General features: G+C 65.2%; 23 protein-coding genes. 13 read left to right on the plus strand and 10 right to left on the minus strand.

Going from position 1 to position 23749, the window contains the following annotated elements; translation table 11 throughout:
- The first annotated feature begins 2 nt into the window (after positions 1–2).
- On the plus strand, positions 3–1718 hold the full coding sequence (locus tag RQP54_RS16680; RefSeq protein ID WP_315679553.1) for a SulP family inorganic anion transporter: 1716 nt from the start codon (positions 3–5) through the stop codon (positions 1716–1718).
- 3 nt (positions 1719–1721) lie between these two features.
- Here RQP54_RS16680 and RQP54_RS16685 read toward each other — a convergent pair whose 3' ends face one another.
- Together RQP54_RS16685 and RQP54_RS16690 are read right to left on the minus strand one after the other, a co-directional pair.
- On the minus strand, positions 1722–2042 hold the full coding sequence (locus RQP54_RS16685) for an ATPase with chaperone activity (RefSeq protein ID WP_315679554.1): 321 nt from the start codon (positions 2040–2042) through the stop codon (positions 1722–1724).
- Between the two features lie 2 nt (positions 2043–2044).
- A complete protein-coding gene (locus tag RQP54_RS16690; RefSeq protein ID WP_315679555.1) occupies positions 2045–2707 on the minus strand; it encodes an SOS response-associated peptidase in 663 nt (220 codons plus the stop codon).
- 130 nt (positions 2708–2837) lie between these two features.
- Between RQP54_RS16690 and RQP54_RS16695 the strand changes: the two genes are divergently transcribed.
- The 8 genes from RQP54_RS16695 to RQP54_RS16730 all read left to right on the plus strand — a co-directional run bounded on the left by RQP54_RS16695 (position 2838) and on the right by RQP54_RS16730 (position 11995).
- Entirely contained in the window at positions 2838–3383 is a 546-nt protein-coding gene (locus RQP54_RS16695) for a carboxymuconolactone decarboxylase family protein (protein ID WP_315679556.1), read from the plus strand.
- Positions 3384–3390: 7 nt separating this feature from the next.
- Positions 3391–5565, plus strand: a complete 2175-nt coding sequence (locus RQP54_RS16700) for an ATP-binding protein (protein WP_315679557.1) — start codon at positions 3391–3393, stop codon at positions 5563–5565.
- A 234-nt stretch (positions 5566–5799) separates the two neighbouring features.
- On the plus strand, positions 5800–6411 hold the full coding sequence (locus RQP54_RS16705; RefSeq protein WP_315679559.1) for a response regulator transcription factor: 612 nt from the start codon (positions 5800–5802) through the stop codon (positions 6409–6411).
- A gap of 147 nt (positions 6412–6558) precedes the next feature.
- Positions 6559–7542, plus strand: a complete 984-nt coding sequence (locus RQP54_RS16710) for an ABC transporter substrate-binding protein (protein WP_315679561.1) — start codon at positions 6559–6561, stop codon at positions 7540–7542.
- 9 nt (positions 7543–7551) lie between these two features.
- The gene (locus tag RQP54_RS16715; protein ID WP_315679563.1) at positions 7552–8382 is read left to right on the plus strand and encodes an ABC transporter permease; all 831 of its coding nucleotides are present in this window, start codon (positions 7552–7554) and stop codon (positions 8380–8382) included.
- Positions 8383–8385: 3 nt separating this feature from the next.
- Positions 8386–9186, plus strand: a complete 801-nt coding sequence (locus tag RQP54_RS16720; RefSeq protein WP_315679565.1) for an ABC transporter ATP-binding protein — start codon at positions 8386–8388, stop codon at positions 9184–9186.
- A gap of 150 nt (positions 9187–9336) precedes the next feature.
- The gene (locus RQP54_RS16725) at positions 9337–10881 is read left to right on the plus strand and encodes a malonyl-CoA synthase (protein WP_315679567.1); all 1545 of its coding nucleotides are present in this window, start codon (positions 9337–9339) and stop codon (positions 10879–10881) included.
- A 202-nt stretch (positions 10882–11083) separates the two neighbouring features.
- Positions 11084–11995, plus strand: a complete 912-nt coding sequence (locus tag RQP54_RS16730) for a hypothetical protein (RefSeq protein WP_315679568.1) — start codon at positions 11084–11086, stop codon at positions 11993–11995.
- A gap of 185 nt (positions 11996–12180) precedes the next feature.
- Here the strand turns inward: RQP54_RS16730 and RQP54_RS16735 are convergent, their stop codons facing one another.
- From RQP54_RS16735 to RQP54_RS16750, 4 genes are read right to left on the minus strand one after another with little or no spacing between them, the layout of a single operon-like run.
- On the minus strand, positions 12181–12750 hold the full coding sequence (locus RQP54_RS16735) for a DUF2894 domain-containing protein (protein WP_315679569.1): 570 nt from the start codon (positions 12748–12750) through the stop codon (positions 12181–12183).
- Between the two features lie 4 nt (positions 12751–12754).
- Complete coding sequence (locus RQP54_RS16740) at positions 12755–13411, minus strand: OmpA family protein (protein ID WP_315679570.1); 657 nt, start codon at positions 13409–13411, stop codon at positions 12755–12757.
- A 25-nt stretch (positions 13412–13436) separates the two neighbouring features.
- On the minus strand, positions 13437–15599 hold the full coding sequence (locus RQP54_RS16745) for a DUF802 domain-containing protein (RefSeq protein WP_315679571.1): 2163 nt from the start codon (positions 15597–15599) through the stop codon (positions 13437–13439).
- A gap of 13 nt (positions 15600–15612) precedes the next feature.
- Positions 15613–16314, minus strand: coding sequence for a DUF3348 family protein (locus RQP54_RS16750; protein WP_315679572.1), 702 nt, complete (start codon positions 16312–16314; stop codon positions 15613–15615).
- A gap of 198 nt (positions 16315–16512) precedes the next feature.
- On the opposite strand from RQP54_RS16750, the gene RQP54_RS16755 reads away from it, so the two are divergent.
- Together RQP54_RS16755 and RQP54_RS16760 are read left to right on the plus strand one after the other, a co-directional pair.
- On the plus strand, positions 16513–17103 hold the full coding sequence (locus RQP54_RS16755) for a hypothetical protein (RefSeq protein WP_315679573.1): 591 nt from the start codon (positions 16513–16515) through the stop codon (positions 17101–17103).
- Between the two features lie 159 nt (positions 17104–17262).
- Complete coding sequence (locus RQP54_RS16760) at positions 17263–18048, plus strand: hypothetical protein (protein WP_315679574.1); 786 nt, start codon at positions 17263–17265, stop codon at positions 18046–18048.
- Between the two features lie 190 nt (positions 18049–18238).
- Here the strand turns inward: RQP54_RS16760 and RQP54_RS16765 are convergent, their stop codons facing one another.
- Together RQP54_RS16765 and RQP54_RS16770 are read right to left on the minus strand one after the other, a co-directional pair.
- Positions 18239–18550, minus strand: a complete 312-nt coding sequence (locus RQP54_RS16765) for an RNA-binding protein (protein WP_315679575.1) — start codon at positions 18548–18550, stop codon at positions 18239–18241.
- A gap of 179 nt (positions 18551–18729) precedes the next feature.
- Positions 18730–18966, minus strand: a complete 237-nt coding sequence (locus RQP54_RS16770) for a hypothetical protein (RefSeq protein WP_315679576.1) — start codon at positions 18964–18966, stop codon at positions 18730–18732.
- Positions 18967–19471: 505 nt separating this feature from the next.
- On the opposite strand from RQP54_RS16770, the gene groES reads away from it, so the two are divergent.
- Both groES and groL read left to right on the plus strand, forming a co-directional pair.
- Positions 19472–19759: a co-chaperone GroES gene (groES, locus tag RQP54_RS16775; protein ID WP_315679577.1), complete on the plus strand. Its 288-nt coding sequence runs from the start codon at positions 19472–19474 to the stop codon at positions 19757–19759.
- A gap of 84 nt (positions 19760–19843) precedes the next feature.
- Positions 19844–21487: a chaperonin GroEL gene (gene groL, locus RQP54_RS16780; protein ID WP_315679578.1), complete on the plus strand. Its 1644-nt coding sequence runs from the start codon at positions 19844–19846 to the stop codon at positions 21485–21487.
- A 109-nt stretch (positions 21488–21596) separates the two neighbouring features.
- Here the strand turns inward: groL and RQP54_RS16785 are convergent, their stop codons facing one another.
- Together RQP54_RS16785 and RQP54_RS16790 are read right to left on the minus strand one after the other, a co-directional pair.
- A complete protein-coding gene (locus RQP54_RS16785) occupies positions 21597–23000 on the minus strand; it encodes a heavy metal sensor histidine kinase (RefSeq protein ID WP_315679579.1) in 1404 nt (467 codons plus the stop codon).
- Entirely contained in the window at positions 23000–23683 is a 684-nt protein-coding gene (locus tag RQP54_RS16790) for a heavy metal response regulator transcription factor (RefSeq protein WP_315679580.1), read from the minus strand. Before RQP54_RS16790 ends, RQP54_RS16785 begins: the two co-directional genes overlap by 1 nt.
- Between the last annotated feature and the right edge of the window lie 66 nt (positions 23684–23749).

The following is a 23749-nucleotide window of genomic DNA, read 5'->3' on the forward strand; positions in this document are numbered from 1 at the left end:
CCATGGCGTGGATGCTGCGCTGGCTACCCGGACTGCAGACCCTGCTGCACTACCAGCGCAACTGGTGGGCCCGCGACGCCATGGCGGGCCTGGCCTTGAGCGCCGTGTTGGTACCGGTGGGCATGGGCTATGCGCAGGCGTCGGGGTTGCCGGCCATCTACGGCCTGTATGCCAGCATCGTCCCGCTCTTGGTGTACGCACTGGTGGGCCCCAGTCGCATCCTGGTGCTGGGACCCGACTCGACGCTGGCCGCCGTCATTGCGGCGGTCATTGCGCCCATGGCACTGGGAGATGCCGCGCGCGCGGCGGAACTGGCGGCCCTGCTGGCGGTGCTCGCGGGCGGCTTCTCGCTGCTCATCGGTTTGGCACGGCTGGGCCTGCTGGCCGACCTGCTGTCCAAGCCGATCCGCATCGGCTTCCTCAATGCCATTGCGCTGACGGTACTGGTGGGACAAACGCCCAAGCTGCTGGGGCTGCAACTGCATACCGAGGGCCTGGCGCGGCAAACGCTGGAGATCGTGACCCAGGTGCTGGCTGGGCAGGGCAACATGGTCGCGCTGGCCCTGGGCGGAGGCAGTCTCGCCGCCATCCTGGTGCTACGCCGCAGCCACCCGCGCTGGCCGGTCATGCTGGTCTGCGTGGTGCTCGCCACCGCACTGTCCGCGGCACTGAACCTGCACCAGACCGTCGGCCTGCGCGTACTCGGCCCGCTGCCCCAGGGCCTGCCTTCCCCCGGGCTGCCCGGGGTGGGCTGGCAAGACGCCGTGCACCTGCTGCCCGCCGCGCTGTTGATCGCCCTGCTGACCTTTGCCGATACCAGCGTGCTATCACGCGCCCTCGCCGTGCGGGGTGGCTACCAGGTCAATCCCAACCAGGAAGTGATTGCGCTGGGGCTGTCCAACCTGGCCACCGGCTTGTTCCAGGGCTTTCCGGTCAGCGCCAGTTCCTCGCGCACGCCGGTGGCAGAAGCGGCCGGTGCCCGCACCCAGCTGTGCGGTGTATTCGGTGCCTTGACCATTGCTGCGCTGCTGCTGTGGGCACCGAGCCTGCTGCGCGACCTGCCGATTGCCGTGCTCGGCGCCGTGGTCATGGCGGCCTGCCTGTCGCTGGCGGACTTTCGTGGCATGGCCGCGCTGTACCGGCTGCGCAAGGCCGAGTTCGGCTACGCGTTGGCCAGCTTCCTTGGTGTGGCCTTTGTCGGCGCCATTGAAGGCATCGCCATCAGCGTGGGACTGGCCCTGCTGGCCCTGGTGTGGAACGCCTGGCACCCGCACTACACCACCCTGGTGCGCGTGGACGGCACCAAGGGCTACCACGACATCCACCGCCACCCCGAGGGTCGCCACGTGCCGGGCCTGGTCCTGTTCCGCTGGGACGAACAGCTGTTCTTCGCCAATGCGGAAGTGTTCCACCAGCAGGCCTTGCTGGCTGCCCAGAATGCACCGACCCCAACCCGCAGGCTGGTGGTGGTGGCCGACGCCATCACCGACGTGGACGTGACCGCCGCCGACGCCCTGCTGCACCTGCACGAGGAGCTGGTGCGCTACGGCATCGAGCTCTGGTTTGCCGGCCTCAAGGGCCCGGTGAAGGACCGCCTGCGCCACTACGGCACGCTCGAAACGCTGGGCGAACACATCTTCAGCGCCACCGCCGGCTATGCCGTGAACCAGTACCGCCAGACCTACAAGGTGGACTGGAAAGACTGGGACGAAAGCTGATCCTCAGTCGGAAATGCCAGCGGGCGGCATGTCCCAGTGCAGCAGCTCGGCCAGGCGGCAGACCACCCAGTGCGCCTCGTTGGGCTGCAGCATGCCGCTGGGCGCCGCCAGGGTGGCGGCCATGGACTGCAGCAGCTCGGTGGTGTCGCAGCCGGTCTTGAACTGCTGCTCGGCGGCCGTGCCACTGAGCATGGTGGCCATGTCCTCGCACAGCTCGTAGCGCTGCGCGATGTGGGCGTGCGTTTCCGTGGGGCGGGTCTTGCCCGGCGGCACGTACAGGGCCGTGAAGCTGGGCGGAATGATGATCTGGCTGCTGTCGTCCATGCTCAGTCGAAAAGGGAAAGCGTGCGCGGCGGCGGCGGCGGTGTGACCACCGTGGCCACCAGGTCCTGCGCGGGAAAGGGAAGGAGGAAGGGCGCGCTGTTGGCGGCATCGGCCGCAAGCCAGTCGTCCCAGCGTTCGGGCGGCAGGATCACCACACTGCGTTTCTCGTCTTCAGGCCGGTGGAACTGGCGCATGAAGGCGTGATCGTCGGCGTTGATGGTGAGCATGGTGAAGCTGTGCACCAGCGCGCCTTCGGGGTCACGCCACTGCGCCCACAGCCCGGCAATGCCCATGGGTTCGCCGCTGGCCAGCCCAATGGCGGCAGGCACCGCGCGGCCGCTGCGCCAGTCGGGCTCGAAAATGCATTCGGCCGGAATGATGCAGTGCTGGGCCCGCGCCCAAGCGTCGCGGTAGGCGGGCTTCTCAGTCACGGTTTCGCTGCGCGCGTTGTAGGTCTTGCGCCCCATCGTTGCATCCTTCGCCCAGTGCGGCACCAGGCCGAAGCGGCCGGCGTGGCTGGTACGCTCACCCCCCGCGCCTGCGCGGATGAAGGTAGCGGCATAGCCTGGCCACACGTCGTCCACCACCGGCGCGCTGGGGGGCGCAACGCCGAAGTACTTTTCCAGCCGCGCGGCTTCCTTGATGCTTTGGTAGTGGCTGCACATGGTGGAAGTCGATGATAGGGGATGCTCCCATTGCCCGCCCGAACGCCGGGGCACCGTAGTTCTACGGACGCCACCGTACCGGCGGCGTACTACAGTGCTGCTTGTTCCAAACCGCCCTTCCCCTCGCACCATGCGCCTGCCCGACTGGACCCCTGAACAAATCGCCCGCCCCGCCGACCTGGTGGACGCCATCCGCGCACGCCGCGGCGGCACCCTGCTGAACCTGGACAAGGCCTTGCTGTGGAGCGAACCGCTGGCACGCGGCTGGAATGTCTACCTGAAAGCGGTGCGCACCGAGCTGCCCACCAGCCGGCGCCTGCGTGAACTGGCGATCTGCACCGTGGCCCTGCTCACCGGTGCGACGTACGAATACCACCACCATGCGCCGGACTTCCTGGCTGCCGGGGGCTCCCAGGCGGCGCTCGACGCCCTGGGCCGCTACGTAGCGGCTGGTGCCCAAGGCAGCCCGGCGGACGCCGCCCTCGACGCCCAGGACGCCGCCGTGGTGCACTACGCTGCCTGCATGACGCGCGACGTGCAGGTGCCCGATCCCGTGTTCGCCACCTTGCGCAGCCACTTCGACGAAACCGCCGTGGTGGAGCTCACCGCCGCCATTGCCACCTACAACATGGTCGCCCGCTTCCTGGTGGCGCTGGGCATCACCCCCGAGGCCTGAGGGTCTGATGCGGCACTCCACCTGGCCCCGCGGGCTGCTGTGGCTTTGCGCCGCAGGTCTGGCCGTGTGGCTGATCGCCCAGGCGGGGCTTGCCGTGGGCCAGCGCGAAGCCCAAGCGCTGGAGGGCAGCATGCGCCGTGCCGCAGAGGTCAACACCCTGGCCGTGCGCAGCGTGGTGGAAAAGTACAAGTACCTGCCCTACACGGTGGCCCAGCACCCCAGCGTGGTGCGGGCCCTGGAGTCGCCCCCCGGCAAGGGCAGCATGGAGGCCAGCCGCTACCTGCAGGCCGTGAATGCCCATGCCGCCTCCAGCGTGCTGTACCTGATGAATGCGCACGGCGTGACCCTGCATGCCAGCAACTGGGAACGGCCCGACAGCTTTGTCGGCAAGGACTACTCGGCGCGCCCCTACTTCACCGAAGCCATGCGCGGCCAGGTAGGGCTGTTCTACGCCGTGGGCAAGGACACAGGGGAACCCGGCCTGTTCCTGGCCGCACCCGTGCACCGGGGTGCGGCAGTGCTGGGGGTGGTGGCCGTCAAGGTGAGCCTGGGCGAGATCGAGGCCACCTGGCGCGACGCCGGAACGCCGCTGGTGCTCAGCGATGCCTTCGGCGTCGTCTTCCTGGGCAGTGCACCACCGTTTGGCGACCTGGGGCTAGGCAAAGAACGCCGCTATGTGCGCACCCGCGCCCTGACCGCTTCACAAGACCAATGGCTGCAGGACCACTATGTCTACGGGCGCAAGACGCACCTGGAGCCCGCGCCCTGGGCCGCGCAGCCTGACACGGCCGCCGATGGCTTCTATTTCGTCACCGGACCGCAACCCGGCGCACCGCGCTTCCTGGCCCTGGACCACCCGGTGTTCGATGCCGCCGATTCGTTCCACACCCTGGGCTGGACCCTGACCGTGATGGCCGACTACGGCAGCGTGGTGCGCGAGCGCAACAGTGCCTGGCTGTCTGCCAGCCTGGCCGCGGCCCTGCTGGCCATGGCGGGGCTGTACTGGCAGGCCCGCGAACGGCGCTTCCGCGAAGTGCGCCAGGCCAGCCAGGAATTGGAGCGGAGGGTGCAGGAACGCACCCAAGAGCTCGGTGACGCCCACGCCTTTCGCAAGGCCATGGAAGACTCGCTGCTGGTGGGCATGCGCGCGCGTGACCTGGAGGGCCACATCATCTACGTCAACCCGGCACACGCCCAGATCACCGGCTACAGCGCCGACGAGCTGCTGGGCAAGCTGCCCCCCTACCCCTACTGGCACCCGCAGGACGTGGAGCGCCACTGGCACAACAGCGATGCAGCACTGCAGGGCAAGGCCGACCTGACCGGCTGGGAGTCACGCCTGCGCCACAAGGACGGGCACGACGTCTACACCATGGTCTACACCGCGCCACTCATCGACGCGCAGGGGCAGCACCGGGGCTGGATGAGTTCGGTGGTGGACATCAGCCAGCAAAAGCAGTCGGAAGCACTGCAGCGCCAGCAGCTGGAGCAGCTCCAGCATGCCCAGCGCCTGGCCAGCATGGGCGAGATCGCGTCCACCATCGGCCACGAGCTCAACCAGCCACTGGAGGCCATCGGCAACTTCGCCAGCGCGGCCCGCGCCTTTGCCCAGCAGGGCAATGCCAGCATGCTCGACAGCAGCCTGGTGGAGGTCCAGCAGCAGATCCAGCGCGCGGCGGGCATCCTCCAACGCATCAAGACCATCGGCAAGCGCGAAACGCCCGGGCAGGAGCCGCTGCAGCTCAACACCATCGTGCACCAAGTGCAGGAGTGGGTAGCCCCCCAGGCCCAGCACCGCAAGACGCGCATCGCCACCCGGCTGGACAGCGACCAACCGCCGGTGCTGGCCGATGGCGTCCTGCTGGCCCAGGTGGTGCTGAACCTGGTGATGAACGCACTGCAGTCCATGGAAGGCGTACCCCCCGAGCAGCGCTGCGTGGAGATCGCAAGCTTCCACGATGCACAGCACGTCACGCTTGAAGTGCGCGACCACGGCCCGGGCGTGGCGGGCGAAAACAAGGCCCGCATCTTCGAGCCCTTCTTCACCACCAAGCCCGAAGGCCTGGGGCTGGGCCTGAACATCTGCCGCACCATCGTGGAGGGCCACCGCGGCAGCCTCACGGTGCACAATCACCGCGAGGGCGGAGCCGTCTTCACCCTGCAACTGGAACGCCTGTCGTGATCCTAGAAACCGCAGTTGACCGCTTGCTTCCAGTGGAAAGTCTTATGGCACTTGAATCTGTTCTCTTTATTGACGCTCACCCAGAACGTGAGAGCGCTATGCACCTGCCAGCGCCGCGCTCGACGCGCCATGCGGCGTTGCTCCGCCTTGCGCACAGGAGTGCGCCGCGTTGTCGCGCCTTGCCTGGCACGCCGATCACGGCGCTGGCAGGCGCATCCAACTGCGGTTTCTAGGATGACCCCATCCACGCTAACCGTGCATGTCGTCGACGACGACGAGGCGGTGCGCAAGTCCATCCTGTACCTGCTGACGGCCAAGGGCTTCCAGGTCTGCACCCACGCATCCGGTGAATCGTTCCTGGAAAGCGCGGACCTGCAGCGCGGTGGCTGCGTGATCCTGGACCTGCGCATGGGTGGCCTCAGCGGCCTGCAGGTGTTTGACGTGCTGCGCGAGCGCGCAAGCCCCCTGGTGCCGCTGTTCCTGTCGGGCCACGGGGACATATCGTTGGCGGTGGACGCCACCAAGAAAGGCGCGTTCGGGTGGCTGGAAAAGCCCTGCAAGGACACCGTGCTGCACGACACCGTGACGCAGGCCATGGAGGAAGCCGCCCGCACCTATGCCGCCTACCAGACGCGTGTGGAGCAGCAGGGCCGCTGGCAGACGCTCACGCCGCGCGAGCGCGAAGTGGCACTGCAACTGCGCACCGGGGCCGCCAACAAGGTGGTGGCGCGCAGCCTGGACATCGATGTGCGCACGGTGGAAACCCACCGCGCCAAGGTGTACAGCAAGCTCGGCGTCACCAACCCTACCGAACTGGACGCCTTCCTGCGCTGCGCCGGGCTGTAGCCCGGTGGATCGCGCGGGCCATAGCCCGCTCCATCGCCTGGTGTATGGCCCGGTGAACGGCGCTGCGTAATCTTACGGACGACAGAGCGTGGCCCCCTCCCTACAGTGCAGGTGTTCGCATTCCATAAACCAACACCGGAGACCTGCATGTTCAAGAAATCGATCGCCGCCAGCGCTGTGCTGGCCTTGACTTCCAGCCTGTTCGCCCCCCTGGCCGCCCACGCCGAAGACGTGATCCGCCTGGGTAACCTCAAGCTCGCGCACTTCGCTGCCGTGTCCTACATCAAGGAGATTGCGCCCAAGTGCGGCATCAAGGTGGAGGAGAAGGTGTTCGCCAAGGGCCTGGACGTGATGCAGGCCATCATCGCCGGTGAACTGGACGTGGGTGCCACCGCGTCGGAAGCCGCCATTTCCGGCCGCGCCAACAAGGTGCCGATCTACGTGGTGGCGGGCTTCGCCTCGGGCGGTGCGCGCCTGGTGGCGCGCCCCGACGCCGGCATCAAGACCGTGAAGGACCTCAAGGGCAAGAAGGTGGGCGTGACCCGTGGCGGCATCCAGGAAGTGCTGCTGGCGGCCGAGCTGGGGCAGAACGGCCTCACCTCGTCCGACGCGCCGGGCAAGGACGTGCAGCTGGTCTACCTGGGCTACCCCGACCTGAACCAGGCTCTGCTGGGCAAGAATTTGGATGCCATCATGCAGACCGAGCCGCAGTCTTCGCAGGCCATCAACAAGGGCTTCGGCGTGGAAATCATCAAGCCCTACGACACGCCCATCGGCTCGCCCATCCGCACCCTGGTGATGACCGAGAAGTTCTACAAGGACAACCGCCCCCAGGCCGAGAAGTTCATGCGCTGCTTCGTCGAGGCCACCAAGACCTTCATCGACAACAAGGCCCTGGCCGAGAAGTACGTGACCCAGACCGTGTTCAAGGGCCAGATCACCGCCGACGACTTCCAGGACGCGATCGCCAATTCACCCTACTCGTTTGACATCACCGCCGCGCACATCCAGACCACCACCGACGTGATGGCCAAGTACGGCATCGGCAAGATGGCCACGCCCCCCGTGGCCACCGAGTGGGTCAAGACCGACCTGCTCGACGCCGCCAAGAAGTCGATGAACATCAAGTAAGGCTGCGCCATGGCAACTTCACTTTCGGGCCACTTGCGCGCGCATGCGGCCGGGGCCGTGGTGCCCGCCGTGCTGATTGCGGTGTGGCAGTTCACCTGCTCCATGGGCTGGGTCAACGAGCACGTGCTGCCCTCGCCCTGGGCCGTGGTCACGCGCTGGGTGGCCTACCTGCTGCCGCAGACGCCGCTGGCCGAAGCGCAGGGCGGCTGGCTGGCCTGGGCGCTGTCGGGCGAACTGCTGATTGATGCCGCAGGCAGCCTGTACCGCGTGGGCATGGGCTTTCTGGTGGGGGCCGGGCTGGCCCTGCCGCTGGGCCTGGTCATGGGGGCCAGCCCCCGCGTGTACGGCTGGCTCAACCCGCTGATGCAGGTGCTGCGCCCCATTCCACCCATTGCCTACATTCCCTTGGCCATCCTGTGGTTCGGGCTGGGCAACCCGCCCGCCATCTTCCTCATCGCCATCGGCGCCTTCTTCCCGGTGCTCATCAACACCATTGCCGGGGTGCGGCAGGTGGACAGCATCTACATCCGCGCCGCCCGCAACCTGGGCGCCAACCAGCGCGTGCTGTTCCTGCGCGTGATGCTGCCGGCAGCGGTGCCCTACATCCTCTCGGGCGTGCGCATCGGCATCGGTACCGCCTTCATTGTGGTCATCGTGTCCGAAATGATTGCGGTGAACAACGGGCTGGGCTTCCGCATTCTCGAAGCGCGCGAGTACTTCTGGTCGGACAAGATCATCGCCGGCATGATCACCATCGGCATGCTGGGGCTGGCCATCGACACCGCGGTGAACAAACTGAACAACCACCTGCTGCGCTGGCACCGCGGCCTGGAGCACTGAGCCATGAACGACAAAGCCCACATCGTCGTCCGCGACGTCCACAAGGTCTTCAAGAGCGACGAGCGCAGCGTCGTTGCGCTGCAGGACATTCAGCTCAGCATTCCGGCGGGCCAGTTCGTGTGCCTGCTGGGCCCCTCGGGCTGCGGCAAGTCCACCCTGCTCAATGCCATTGCCGGGTTTTCGCTGCCCAGCAGCGGCTCCATCACCACCCAGGGCGTGGAAGTGACCGCGCCCGGGCCGGACCGCGGCATGGTGTTCCAGGAATACGCCCTGTTCCCGTGGATGACGGTGGAGAAGAACATCGGCTTCGGGCTGGAGATCAAGGGCATGGAGCCCGCTGCCATCCAGACCCGCGTGGCCGAGCTCATGCACAAGCTGGGGCTGTACGACTTCCGCAACCGCTACCCCAAGGACCTGTCGGGTGGCATGCGCCAGCGCGTGGCCATTGCCCGCGTGCTGGCGCTGGACTCGCCCACCCTGCTCATGGACGAGCCCTTCGGCGCGCTGGACGCACTGACCCGGCGCAACCTGCAGGACGAGCTGCTGCGCATCTGGGCTGAGCTGAAGAAGACCATCATCTTCGTCACCCACAGCATCGAAGAGGCCATCTACCTGGCCGACCGCATCGTCGTGATGACCTACCGGCCAGGCACCATCAAGCGCGACATGCTGGTGGATCTGCCACGCCTGCGCGACCCGGCCAGCAGCGAGTTCAACGCCCTCAAGCGCGAGCTGGGCCAGCTGGTGATGGAAGAGCAGCAACGCCACCACAACGACGAGATGAAGATGGCTCTGGTGGACTGAACAGCAGCCCACCAGAGCGGGTTCAGGTGCCAAATTGGCCCCTGGCCCTCATAAACACTGCGTAACCAGCTATTAATTGCATAGCGACTCGAAGCGCCTGAAGCGACGGATAATGGCCGGCAGTTTCGCTTGTAGCCCGACTGCCTTGCCATGACCCGTACCAACGCCAACCTGTTCTCGGCCTTGACGGCCGCCTTCCCCACCCGCCGCAGCGCCTGCGCTGTGGAAACCGACACCGGCCTGCTGTACAGCTGGCGCGACCTGCTGGATGCCAGCGCCATGCTGGCCAACCTGCTCGACTCGCTGCAGCTGCCCGCGGCCTCGCGCATTGCGGTGCAGGTGGACAAGTCGGTAGAGGCGCTCATGCTCTACCTGGCCACGCTGCGCGCCGGGCACATCTTTGTGCCCCTGAACACCGCCTACCAAAGTGGCGAGATGACCTACTTTCTGCAGGACGCACAGGCCGCCGTGCTGGTGTGCAGCAGCGCCAACCTGCCCTGGCTGCAGCCCCTGGCCGACGCCGCCAAAACACGCCATGTATTCACCCTGAACGACAACCGCACCGGCACGCTGCTGGACGCGGCGGCGCGCCAAAGCCGCAAGCACACGGTAGCCCAGGTTAGCCCCAAGGCCCTAGCCGCCATCATCTACACCAGCGGCACCACCGGGCGCAGCAAGGGCGCCATGCTCAGCCACGCCAACCTGCTGAGCAACGCCAAAGTGTTGCAGCGCTACTGGGACTGGAAGAAGCCCGGCAAGACCCAGGCCCAGGGCGGCGATGTGCTCATCCACGCCCTGCCCATCTTCCATGTGCACGGCCTGTTTGTAGCCATCCACGGCGCGCTGCTCAACGGCAGCAAGATGATCTGGTGCGCCAAGTTCGACCCGCGCAAGACCATTGCCTACTTTGCGCAGGCCACGGTCATGATGGGCGTGCCCACGCTGTACGTGCGCATGCTGGCCGAGGCGACACTCAACAAGCAAGCCACCCAGGGCATGCGCCTGTTCATTTCGGGCTCGGCCCCCATGCTGGTGGAAACGCATGAGCAGTGGCGCAAGCGCACCGGCCACACCATTCTGGAGCGCTACGGCATGAGCGAAACCGCCATGCTCACCTCCAACCCCTGCAAGCCGCGCGACGGCACACGCCGCATCGGCACCGTAGGCCCCGCCCTGCCGGGTGTGCAACTGCGCATCGTGGACGATACCGGGCAGCCCGTGGCGGACGGCGAGATTGGCGGCATCCAGGTCAAGGGCCCCAACGTGTTCCAGGGCTACTGGCAGATGCCGGAAAAGACCGCCGAAGAGTTCACGGCCGACGGCTTCTTCAAGACCGGCGACGTGGGAAAACGTGACCCGGACGGTTTTGTCACCATCGTGGGCCGCAGCAAGGACCTCATCATCAGCGGCGGCTACAACGTCTACCCCGCCGAGGTGGAGGGCTACATCAACAACCTGCCCGGCGTGGAGGAAAGCGCCGTGGTGGGCGCCCCGCACCCCGACTTCGGCGAAGTGGGCGTGGCCGTGGTGGTGTCCCGCGCCGGAGCCTCGCTAGACCCCGAATCCATCCTGGCCCAGCTCAAGGCCCAACTCGCCCACTTCAAGGTGCCCAAGCGCTGTGTGGTGGTGGCCGAACTGCCGCGCAATGCGATGGGGAAGGTGCAGAAGAATGTGTTACGGGAGAGGTATGCGTGAGGGGGCCGAAGCCTGATGATGTGTTGATTCACGGGCGCGTCTGAAGGCTAGACGCTGGTGGGTCATTGAACTTGCGTTTGACCAACACCTGCTTTGGGGCCAAGAGCGGGCCTTCTACAGTATTGCTCAAAGCCGCAATTCAAATGGTTGGGTAAGTAAAGATCAATATTCCCCCGGCTATGGGGATTGATAGACTGGCGTCATGGCTCTGACAGTCGCTGAATTCATCAATCGCCTTAAAGACATCTCCGTTTATACCGGTGTGCCTTACGGTCGCGTACACATGATCTTTGAGGAAGAGACTGCCTACGGCCTGAAGGTTGCCGAAAGCATGAGCGGGTACCTGGCCTTATCAGACTCCTTCAAGGCTTTCTATTTGGAAACGATAGAGAGGCTGAATACAGAATGTCGGCCAAAAGTAAAGACGCCCTTATCGGAGCAGTACCCCCTCTTCGTCGCCAGGCTCAACAACAATGTTCAATCTCTTGTGGGGGCTGAACGCTTGGCGCTACATGGGTATCCGCTTCAGGCATACACGATCCACCGCAACACATTCGACAATGCCGTCCTGACGGCTGCCTCATTGCAGAAGCTCACCGACTTTTATGCCATTGAGGGTATCGACCCTAGCCAACCGTTGGATCCGAAGGCGCTCAAGCAGCAGCGGAAAAAAACCGAGTGGGCAGTACTGGATGTAATGCTCGGCAAAAGTAGTGGGTTGTCTACAGACACCATTGTGGAGATGCAGAAACTCGGAGACACGTACGATTTAGAGGTCCATGGTTCCCGTCTTTCCCTGGCTGGAGCCACTGGCTGGCTGAGCGGGACTGAACCCTTGTCAATCGTTCCAGTCTTCCGAGAAAGAGAATTCGCCCTCCACATGAACCGTTACGTGGAGGTGGCCTGGATGGTCCATCGACTGGTGCCAGCTATTCAACCGCCCGAGGCCCCCCTGGTAGGTGACTGGCCGGAAAAGTGGGCCATTCTTGACAACTCTTTCGAAGTCTTATTGACTTCACTTACAGAGGAGTGCGGGAAGAAATTCGGCGTAGCTGTCGTCGAATTTGTGAAGAGCAAGCTGCCTTTTAATGCGGAAAGCGTTTTTCCTTTGTAGCGGAATCCTCGCCGACCCTAGGGCTGCGGTTCTCCCTGTTGGACAGTCGTTTTGCTATCGCAAGTCTGGCCTTATATTGAGCGGCCGATATTTCTATCACGCTACTTCCGCTAAGTGTCGGTTTTGTGAATCAAACCAATCGCTGAATCGAATGCCCTGCCAGATGCAAAGCGCCCAGGCCGACTTCAACCCTTCCGCTTAACCACCCGCCCCGCACTCCCCTTCCCCTTCGCCGCCGGTTTCGGCAAGCGCGCCACGGCGTCTTCCACCCACAGCAGCGCTTCCATCTGCGCCAGGAACAGGCGCAGGTAGTCGGGGGAAAGGCGGCGCATTTGGGTGAGGGCGCGCAGCATGAGGCGGTGCGAGTTGAGCGGCCCGGCGTTCTTGGGGGCCTTGGCCAGGGCCTCGATCATTTGCTGCTCAGTAGCCACCTTGGCCCAGGTTTGGCCAAAGCGGCGCACGCTGGCCAGTTCGGGCAAGGGCGCGCTGGTCTGTGGCCCTTCGGCGCCAGCTGCGGCTGCCGTGCCCGCACGCTGGGCCAGTTCGGCATTCAGCAGTGCCAGGGCGCTGGGGCCTGATGGGCGCTGCGGAGTACCTTGGGTTAACGGGGTGGCCGGGCGCTGCGACAGTGCGTCCAGCCGCTGGCGCAGGCGCTGCTGCACAGCCTCGCGCTGGCCCGCCATGCGCTGGGCCAGCACCTGGCGGAAGTGGGCGTGCAGGTCGTCGGCCACTGCTTCAGCCTTTTCTTCAGCCACTCTTTCAACCATTGCCATCGGCCTTGGCGGCGCGGGGCGCACGCGGCACCGGGGCCATTTCCACGCGGCGGTTCTGGGCGCGGCCTTGTTCATCCGCATTCGACGCCACGGGCTGCTGCGCGCCAAAGGCGGCGGCAAACACCTGTGCGGCGGGCATGCCCTCGGCAATGAGGGCGCGGGTGACGGTGAGCGCGCGCTGGGCCGAGAGTTCCAGGTTGTCGTCAAACGGGGCTTTCTTGCCGCGCATCTGGGTGTTGTCGGTAAAACCGCTCACCATGAGCATTTCGTCGCGCTCACCCAGGTACACCTTCAGGGGCTGCACCAGACTCTTGAGCAGCTGGCGGCCTTCGGGGTGCAGTTCGTCGGACCCGGCGGCAAACAGCACGCTGCCGCTGATGCCGATGCGCCCGTTGCGCACCGTCACACGGCCACTGGCCAGCGGAATGGCCAGGGCTTTTTCCAGCGCCTCGCGGCGGCGCTCTTCCTGCTGGCGCTTTTCCACTTCCTGCTTGAGGCTGGTGACCAGGTCCATCTGCACCAGCACCATGCCCACCAGCACGAGCACAAAGGCGCCGAGCAGGCCAGCCATCAGGTCGCCAAACACGGCCCACACCGGAGCGGTCTGCTCCATGGTGTCGTCGGCCTCTTCCCACGGGCTCATGTAGTCACTCCAGCTCGCCAAGCGCTCATGCCGCTACTCCGGAAGCTTGCGCATGCAGGCGGCGCAGGTCTTCCACCAGGCTTTGCTGGGCGCTCAGGCTCAGGTCGATGACTTCGCGCGCCTGGGCCACGTAGTAGGCCAGCTGCTCATCGCTGCGCTGCATGGCCTGCTGGATGCTGCCTTCCACGGTCTGCAGGCTGGCAATGAGCTGTTCGTTGCTGGCACCGAACTGCGCCACGCCGTGGCCAAAGGTTTCACCCAGGCTGGAGAGTTCGATGGCACTAGCGGCCACATGGGCGGCCACGTCGTCCACCTTGCCGCTTTGCGCGTCCAGCGCCTGGGCAAAGCGGCTCGATGCCTGCTCCAGCACGCCGGTGGCGGACTGCACCAGCGCGTCGATGGCCTGGCGCTGCTGGCCAGACGCCTGCTCCACCGTGGCCAGCAGCGTGGCCACCTGTTCCAGCATGGCGGTGCGCTCGGCCAGAGCGGCGTTGTCGCGTTCGCCCAGGCGGGTCATTTCCTGGCGCAGCTGGGCAATCACCTCGGCAGCGGCGCGCGGCACGTCGGAGGCGGTTTGCAGCAGGCGCGTCAGAGGCTGCTCCAACGCTGCACCCAGGCTGGCCAGGTGCTGGGCCACAGCGGCCTGCAGGGCGTCAAGCCGCTCCACGGCGGCCTGGCCGCGCTGCTGTTCGTCGCCACGCAGTTCGGCCAGCGACTGCTGCCACACCTGCGCCAGTGCCTGGGTCTGGGCCTGGTGCGACTCCATCCATTTAGCCTCAGATTCGCTTCTAGCCCGCACAAGATCTGCGGACTGCGCTACCAAAGCAGTAGCACCTTCCACGGTGGCCTGCACCTGGGTGGCCACCTGCTGGGCCACCTGCTCGGCGGCGGCTTGCAGCTGGGCGGCTACGCGCTGCTGCTCTTGCGCGGCTTGCGCACCCAATTGCTGCCACTCGGCAGCCAGGCTGCGCGCCATGGCTTGCAGGCTGTCGTTCCACGCCGCCAGGCGGGCCTGGTCGCCTTGCGCCTGGGTGGCCTGGCTTTGTGTGGCGTGGGCTTGCCAGCCAGCCAGCACCTCGGCGCTGCGCGCTTCAAAGTTGGTGGCAAAGCGCTGCAGGGCGGCGTCCAGCGCCTGCACCAGCTGCTGTTGGGTGCCTTGCTGGGTGTGCAGGGCCTGCGTCCAGGTGTCGGCCACCTGCTGGGCGGTACCGCGCCATTGCTCGGACAAGGCCTGTTGCTGTTCTTGCGCTGCGGCCTGCTGGCGCTGGTGCCCGGCGGCGGACTCGCGGGCCAGCTCGGCCATGGCCTGCTCCACCACCGGGCGGATGGTGTCGCCCGCTATCTGGGCACTGGCGGCCAGGCTGTCGCGCAGCGAGGTGCCCACGCTGGCGGCGAGCTGCTGGTAGGTGGCGCTGGCTTCAGTGTGGAAGGCCTGCTGTTGCGTCTGCAGCTGGCTGCCCAGGGCTTCGTGGCGGCGCTCCACCGCGTCGATGAGGCCTTGCAGGCGGTCCACCACCTGCGGCATGGCCAGGGCCTGCACCTGCAGGGCCTGGAACAGGTCTTCGCGCTGCTGCGCCTGCGAAAAGCCGCGCAACGTGGTGGCAATGCAGTGGTCCAGCGCACGCACGGCCTCCAGCCGCTCACGGCGGCACAGCGAGGACAGCAAACCCAGCATGGCCGATGTGGCCACGCCTGCTACGGATGTACCGAAGGACAGGCCCAGCCCCTTGATGGGCGCGGCCAGCGCGGCGCGGATGGCGTCCAGGTCGGCCGAGCCTTCCAGCGCAAACACCGCGCCCTTGAAGGTGACCACCATGCCCAGGAAGGTGCCCAGCATGCCCAGCATGACCAGCAGGCCCACCAAATACGGCGTCATGCCCGGGGACGGCAGGGCAACGCGCTCGCCCTCCACACGCTGGCGCACGGGTGCGCGCAGCGTGGGGTGCAGCAGCTGCAACCAGGCGGGCAGGTCGGCTACGGGCGCGCCAGCCTGCTGGGTGGCGGTACGCAGGCTGTCTGTAGCTTGCGCAAACTGCCACAGTTCGCGTGCACCCCAGCAGTACACGGCGGCGATCACCGCCGTCATCAGCAGCGCCAGGGCACTGGTGCCCACAAAGCCCCAGGCCACCCAGGCCACGGCCGCCAGCCCCAGGCCAAACACGGCCGCCATTCGTTGTGTGTTGTTCATCTCTGCTTCTCTCTCACGTTCCCTTGCGGGCGGCTTCCACCAACCCCTGCAGCGGCATCAGCCGCAATTCCAATTCGGCCGCCAACAGCGCCTGCACGTCCTGCTCGAAGGCGCGCACACCCACGGCGGGCAAGCCGCCCGCGGCCTGCATGTGCCAGTGCCAGCGCGGCTCCAGAAACGCCGGTATGGCGGCCCACACCGCCTGCTCACGCGCGGCCAGCATGGTTTCCATCACCGCGTCCAGCCCCGCCAACTGGCGCAGCGCACCGCTGCTGCGGGCCAACAGCTGGCGCAGCCCCTCGCGCAGCCGCGCGGTCTGGGTTGCCAGCTGCTTTTGCGTCAACAGGTAGCGCTTGTGCTGCGCGGCAAACACCGGCGCCTCGGCCACTGCCACGGCGGGCAGCGGGGCCAGGCGGGCGGCGCGGCCGCGCGGGGCGGGCTCGGGGGCACCATGCTGGGCTACCAGTGCGCGCAGTTCCTGCACGCCCTGCTCCCAGCGCACGTCCAGCAGGTCGGCATCGCGCTGGGGCAGCGCGGCGCGTTCGGCCGGGGCGGTTTCCAGCGTGCGCAGGGCGGCGTCCAGGCGCACGGCGTCCATGGCGCCGAGCCATTGGCTCAGGCGCTGCGCCACGTCCTGGATGTCGCCCGGAGGCAAGTCGCGCTGCCAGCGCTGCAGCAATGCCTGCAGGGCGCAGCGGTTGATCCGATACTGCAAAACCGTCCCTTGTTACTCGCGGCCGCTGGCTTCCCGGCTTTCCAGGCTTCGCGGCAAAACCGAGCATTTTCCCTCATCCGCCACCCCCGCTTTAGGGAGCCGCCCCCGCGCCGCACGGCCACCAGCGCCCGCCGCCTGCAATAATGGGCCGGCACACTACTTTCCCGGCGGCGCGCCCGCTGGCTACCGACCATGGCTTTGGCACGGAATTTCCTGACACCGACGGTTCTGGCAACAGTTTTGTGGGCCCTGGCAGGCTGCAGCAACCTGCTGCCTCACTCGCAGAGCCAGGTATCCGAATTCACCAGCTTTGCGCAGGCCCGCGACGCCATCGAGGCGCTGCAGCCGGGCACCAGCACCGTGGAGTCACTGCGCAAGCTCGGCATCGACCCGGCCAAGTCGGCCAACACCACCCTGCTCACCCACGCCGACGTGGTGCGCCGCTTCGTGCCCGCCAGCGTGATCGACAAGCGCGACCTGGACCCGGGCATCGTGCAGTGCCTGCAGGCCCGAGACACCTGCCGTGGTGTGGATGTGGTGGCATCCCACCTCGACACCGAGCGCCAGGGCAACTTCCTGGCCGACTTCTTCAACTTCAAGCGCCATACCGAGGTAACCGGCTGGCGCTTCAACGCGGTGGTGCTGCTGGTGGACAACGTGGTGGTCTACCGCACCTGGGGCGGCCAGCCCACCATCCACGAGACCGATGTGCGCCGCAACCCCTTGGGGCCACTGCAGGACATCGGCCCCTCCACCATCTCGGTGCCACCGCCGGTGGTGGTGAAGTAGACCAGCCCCAGCCCCCATCACCGGTCCGAAACCCTCGGGGCGATTGAATACACTCGCCAGCGATCTTTCGGGCCCGGCGGACTGGCGGTTTGGGCCGCAGCTGCACCTGCCACGCCCAAGTCGGCCCGGCATGCGGGGTGATTCACAGGAGAACATCAAATGAAACGTTGGATTGGATCTGCGCGTGCGTTCGCTCTCGCCGCAACTTGCGTCATGGCATCGGGCACCCCGGTCTGGGCGGCGCCGCCCGTGTGCCCGAACACGCTGCGCATTGCGCTGATTGACTTTGCATTTCCGCCCTACATGTTCGGCAAGGGCGACGCCATTGCCGACCCGCCGGGCAAGCATGTCGAGTGGATCCTGTCGGCCCTGGAGGCCAGCAACTGCAAGCCTGCCTTGCGCATGGTGCGCATGCCGGTGGCTCGGATGCGCGTGGAGCTGGCCGACGGCACCCTGGACATGCTCGTTGCCGGTTCGGACAACCCGGAAATCCGCGACATTTCAGCCATGCCGCTCAAGGGCGGCAGCCCCGACCCTGCAATGCGTGTGCAAGCCGTCGAATACGGCCTGTACGTGATGAAAGGGCAAAACCAGATTACCTGGGATGGGCGCAATCTCGTCGGCCCGCCAGGCTTTCGCGTCGGGGTAACGCCCCTGGTGGCGGCCAGCAGCTATGCCCACGAGCGTGGCTGGCGCACCGAGCAGGGGCAGTCGCCCACCGGCGTATTCAAGATGCTGCAGGGCGGGCGCATGCATGTCGCCTTCACCTCCGACACGGCCTACCTGTCCTTGCCGGAAGCCGAGCGCGCCGAAATTCAGAAACTGGAGCCCACGGTGCTGGTCACCAACTACTACCCGGTAGCCAGCAAGGCCTACTACGAGGCTTATCCGGAGTTCGTGACGAAGTTCTGGCGCGACCTGGTCAAGGCGGCGCGCAAAAACTGAGTGCCTCCGGCCTAGCGTCGTTTCGCAGGAACTCCCGAACGCGCTCTCATGCGAAACCAACAGCGTGCCTTCGGTCTACTGGGAAAGTCCTGGATCGATTTCCCACCCAGCTGTTGCAGTTCCCGGCCTTTTCTTCACACCAAAAAAATGGGCCAGCTTGCGCTGGCCCATTTCTGAATTTGGTTGACGATCAATAGCTGCGGCGAGCGTTGTCGTAGCCACCACTGTAGCCCCCGCTGCGTTGGGGACGGGCTTCCATTGGACGCGCGATATTCACAGTCAGATCACGACCACCCATGGTTGTGCCGTGCAGACCTTCGATGGCCGCTTGGGATTCCTGACTGTTGGACATTTCGACAAAGCCGAAACCCTTGGAGCGCCCTGTATCGCGCTCCATCATGACTTTGGCCGATTGGACGTTGCCGAACGAAGAGAACTGCTCGTGCAGATCGTTGTCGCGAACGGAATAGGACAGATTGCCGACATAAAGTCTATTGCTCATTTGGAGTCTTTCATGGATGCGCCAAGAACGATGGCGCGTGTTGCTAAAGGATTGAAGGTGGACCTCTGCGCCTCAAAAAGCGCGGGAGGCATGCAGAAAGAAGTTCAGGCGGGTTGGTTGCAAGGGTGCGCGGGTGGGATCCGAAGCCAGGGGCTCGGCCCGCTCTGTGCAGGCTGCGCTCAGTTCAGGGAGGCAGGGTTGAGAAGCCAATAGCGGCCTTGAGCAGCGGCATACATGAGCGCGCTGTCCTTCGATTTGAATTCCGGCTTGAACGTGTAGATGCGGTCATGGGTTTGCGTGCCCTGACCCCGGCGAATCGAGAGAAGCGCGGTGTGCTGATCCGCACCATGTGCGCGGCTGATCGGAGTGATCTGAAATTCGCCAAGGGCGAACGGTTGTGTGGAAGCAAATGACATATGAAATCTTGGTAGTCGAGCCCAACGGCCCGGAGTGATGTCGATCGCAAAGTGCGATGAACATCGGCCTTGGCGACACAGTGGTCGCGCAAATCAAGCTCGCCTAGAGGGAAAGTCAATCCACCGTTGGGCACGCAGAGGGGGTGCAAGGTGGAGGAGTGCGGTTTTGGGGTACCGCTGCCCAGATCGAAATTCGCTGCAGTTTGGGAAAGCAAAATTACTGCAGGTGATTAAATATAGCACACAACATTACTTTTGGCAATAAAACAAACAGCGTCGCGGAAAATGCGCGAAATGGCATTGCGGCGTTCGTGATTTGAAACACCTGACAGCCGGGATCGTCAATTCCTGCGGCCCACGGCCCCTTGAATCCGGGCCAAAAGGCCTTATCATTAGCACTCGCTGGAGTTGAGTGCCAACAAGGCACTTCAATCCAAGTTAGTAATGACCAACCATCGGTTGGTCTTGTTGTTCAGCTCTGTTGAAAATCCTAGGAGAGAAATCCATGAAACTGCGTCCTTTGGCAGACCGCGTGATCGTCAAGCGCGTTGAAAACGAAACCAAGACTGCCTCCGGCATCGTGATTCCCGACAGCGCTGCTGAAAAGCCCGACCAAGGTGAAGTCCTGGCCGTGGGCCCCGGCAAGAAGAACGACAAGGGCGAGCTGCTGGCCATGCACGTCAAGGTCGGTGACCGCGTCCTGTTCGGCAAGTACTCCGGCCAGACCGTCAAGGTCAACGGCGACGAGCTGCTGGTGATGAAGGAAGACGACCTGTTCGCAGTCGTCGAGTAATTCCACTCGCTATTCATTCAATAGCTGGCTACGCAGTATTCACGCGGGCTAGCGGCATATTTGACACATTTTTAGGAGCCAAACATGGCAGCAAAAGACGTAGTATTCGGCGGCGAAGCCCGCGCACGCATGGTTGAAGGCGTGAACATCCTGGCCAACGCAGTGAAGGTCACCCTGGGTCCCAAGGGCCGCAACGTGGTGCTCGAGCGCTCCTTCGGCGCCCCCACCGTGACCAAGGACGGTGTGTCCGTGGCCAAGGAAATCGAACTGAAGGACAAGCTCATGAACATGGGCGCCCAGATGGTCAAGGAAGTGGCTTCCAAGACTTCTGACAACGCTGGCGACGGCACCACCACCGCTACCGTGCTGGCCCAAGCCATCGTGCGCGAAGGCATGAAGTACGTGGCCGCTGGCATGAACCCCATGGATCTGAAGCGCGGTATCGACAAGGCCGTGGCTGCGCTGATCGAAGAGCTGAAGAAGGCTTCCAAGCCCACCACCACTTCCAAGGAAATCGCCCAAGTGGGTTCCATTTCCGCCAACTCTGACTCCAGCATCGGCGAAATCATCGCCAACGCCATGGACAAGGTCGGCAAGGAAGGCGTCATCACCGTCGAAGACGGCAAGAGCCTGAACAACGAGCTCGACGTCGTCGAAGGCATGCAGTTCGACCGCGGCTACCTGTCGCCCTACTTCATCAACAACCCCGAAAAGCAAGCTGCGATTCTGGACAACCCCTTCGTGCTGCTGTTCGACAAGAAGATCAGCAACATCCGCGACCTGCTGCCCACCCTGGAGCAAGTTGCCAAGGCTGGCCGTCCGCTGCTGATCATTGCCGAAGACGTGGACGGCGAAGCGCTGGCCACCCTGGTGGTGAACACCATCCGCGGCATCCTGAAGGTGGTGGCTGTCAAGGCTCCTGGCTTCGGCGACCGCCGCAAGGCCATGCTGGAAGACATCGCCATCCTGACCGGCGGCAAGGTCATCGCTGAAGAAGTGGGCCTGACCCTGGAAAAGGTGACCCTGGCCGACCTCGGCTCTGCCAAGCGCATCGAAGTGGCCAAGGAAAACACCACCATCATCGACGGCGCTGGCGTGGCGGCTGACATCGAAGCCCGCGTCAAGCAAATCCGCATCCAGATCGAAGAAGCCACTTCCGACTACGACCGCGAGAAGCTGCAAGAGCGCGTGGCCAAGCTGGCCGGCGGTGTTGCCGTGATCAAGGTGGGCGCTGCCACCGAAGTCGAAATGAAGGAAAAGAAGGCCCGCGTGGAAGACGCCCTGCACGCTACCCGCGCTGCGGTGGAAGAAGGCATCGTGGCCGGTGGCGGCGTGGCCCTGCTGCGCGCCCGTCAGGCTGCTGGCACCATCAAGGGTGACAACGCTGACCAGGACCACGGCATTGCCCTGGTGCTGAAGGCCATCGAAGCCCCCCTGCGCGAAATCGTGTTCAACGCCGGTGGCGAAGCCTCTGTGGTGGTGAACGCTGTGTTGGCCGGCAAGGGCAACTACGGCTTCAACGCTGCCAACGACACCTACGGCGACATGATCGAAATGGGTATCCTGGACCCCACCAAGGTAACCCGTACCGCCCTGCTGAACGCCGCTTCCGTGGCTTCGCTGATGCTGACCACCGAGTGCATGGTTGCCGAGACTCCCAAGACCGAGTCCGCTCCCGCCATGCCCGACATGGGCGGCATGGGTGGCATGGGCGGCATGGGCATGTAATTGCCCGGCTGCCTGGAGGCCGCAAGGCTTCCAGCCGCAAGAAACAAAGCCTGCAAGGTTTGCGCCTTGCAGGCTTTTTTCATGGCGCAAGCCGCGCGAACGGCAATGGCTATGTTTGCTTGACAGGCAGCGCCATGGAAAAACGGGTCAGCCCGTTGTCGGAACTGGCCTGGATGCTGCCGCCGTGGGCCTGCACCACGGCTTGGGTGATGGCCAGCCCCAAGCCGGTGCCCTCCCCGGTGGCCTGCTGGCGCGAGGGGTCGGCTCGGTAGAAGCGCTCGAACAGGTGCGGCAGGTGGGCAGCGTCGATGGTGGGCCCCGGGTTTTCCACCACCAGCAGGGCACGCTCACCTTCAACGCCCAGTTCGACCCGCACAGCGCCGCCCTGTGGGGTGTAGCGCAGCGCGTTGGAGAGCAGGTTGCTCACGGCGCGGCGCAGCATCAGGCGATCACCCCACACCTGGCACGCGCCCTGCAGTTCCAGCCGCACGCCCTTGTCCTCGGCCAGGGCCTCGTAGAAGTCGAACAGGTTGCGCACCTCCTGCGCCAGGTCCACGCGCTCGCCATGCGCGGCGATCCAGTCACCCATCTGCCCATACTCGGCCTTGGCCAGCAGCAGCATGTCGGCAATCATGCGCGCCAGGCGCTCGTATTCCTCGGCATTGGACTCCAGCGTGGCGCGGTAGCTGTCGGCATCGCGGCTGCGCGACAGGGCCACCTGGGTTTCGGTCATGAGGTTGCTGATGGGCGTGCGCAGTTCGTGGGCGATGTCGGACGAAAAGTCGGACAGGCGCTTGAACGCGTCCTGCAGCCGCTCCAGCATGGCGTTGAGTGAGGCCGTGAGTTCGGCCAGCTCCGGGGGAACGGCGGTTTCCGGCAGGCGCTCGTGCAGCCGGTGCGCGGTCATGTCGGTGAGCTGCGCACGCATGGAACGCAGCGGTGCCAAGCCACGGCTGGCGGCGAGCCAGCCGATGAACCCCATGGCCAGTGCGGCGCAGGCCACGAACACCCACAGGGCACGCATCAGGTTGTGGATGAACATCTGGTGGTGGCCAATGTCCAGCCCCACCGCCACCACCACCATGGACGATTGCGGCGTGGCCGTGGCCACCTTCAGGGCCGTACCGCGGAAGCTGCGCCCATCGTGCTCCCACTGGAACAGGCGGCCGGTCAGCCGGGTTGGCGCCATGGCCAGGCGCTCGGCAGGAAAAACGACTCCGGGCGTCTGCAGCAGCACCTCGCCGCCGGGGCCGACGATCTGCACCGCCAGGTCCTGGTGGCCGATCAGCGCGTCCTGCAGCTGCGAGGGCAAGGCATCCAGCTCGTTCTTCGCGGACACCCGTTCGATGGCGTGCTGCGCCAGCTGGAGCTTGCCCGCCAGGGCATCGAAATCCTGCTGCTCGAAATGGTGGTTCACGGCCATGCCCACGAGCCAGCCCAGCACCAGCAATACCGCACTCGACCCCAGGGCAAACAGCAGCGTCAGCCGGGCTGTGAGGGACAAGCGTGCCATCACGCTTGCCCGGGCACTTCGAGCACGTAGCCCATGCCGCGCGCGGTGCGGATGAGCTTGGGCTCGTAGGGGTCGTCCACCTTGGCGCGCAGTCGGCGGATGGCCACTTCGATCACATTGGTGTCACTGTCGAAGTTCATGTCCCACACCTGCGAGGCGATCATGGAACGCGGCAGCACCTCGCCCTGGCGGCGCATCAGCAGTTCCAGCAGGGAAAACTCCTTGGCGGTGAGTTCGATGCGGTCGCCGCCGCGCACCACCCGCCGGCGCAGCAGGTCCAGCTCCAGGTCGGCCACACGCAGCACACTGGGCTCCAGCTGGCTCTTGCCGCGGCGCAAGAGCGTGCGCACGCGGGCCAGCAGTTCGGAAAATGCAAACGGTTTTACCAGGTAGTCATCGGCACCAAGCTCCAGGCCTTTTACCCGGTCTTCCACCTGGTCGCGCGCCGTGAGGAACAGCACCGGCAGTTGCCTGCCCGCCTGGCGGATGCGCTCCATCACCTGCCACCCGTTCAGGCTCGGCAGCATCACGTCGAGGATGAGCAGATCAAAGTCGCCGGTCAGGGCCAGGTGCAGCCCATCCTGGCCATCGGTGGAAAGTTCCGTGACGAAGCCTGCCTCGCTCAGACCCTGGCGCAAGTAGTCGCCAGTCTTGGGCTCGTCTTCCACGATCAGTATCTTCACTGCCAGTCTCCTCGCGCTCCGTTTTTCGCAGCCCGCCATTGTGCGCCGGGCTACCGCCATCCACCG

The organism is Curvibacter sp. APW13, from assembly GCF_032337135.1.
GTDB lineage: Bacteria > Pseudomonadota > Gammaproteobacteria > Burkholderiales > Burkholderiaceae_C > Allorhodoferax.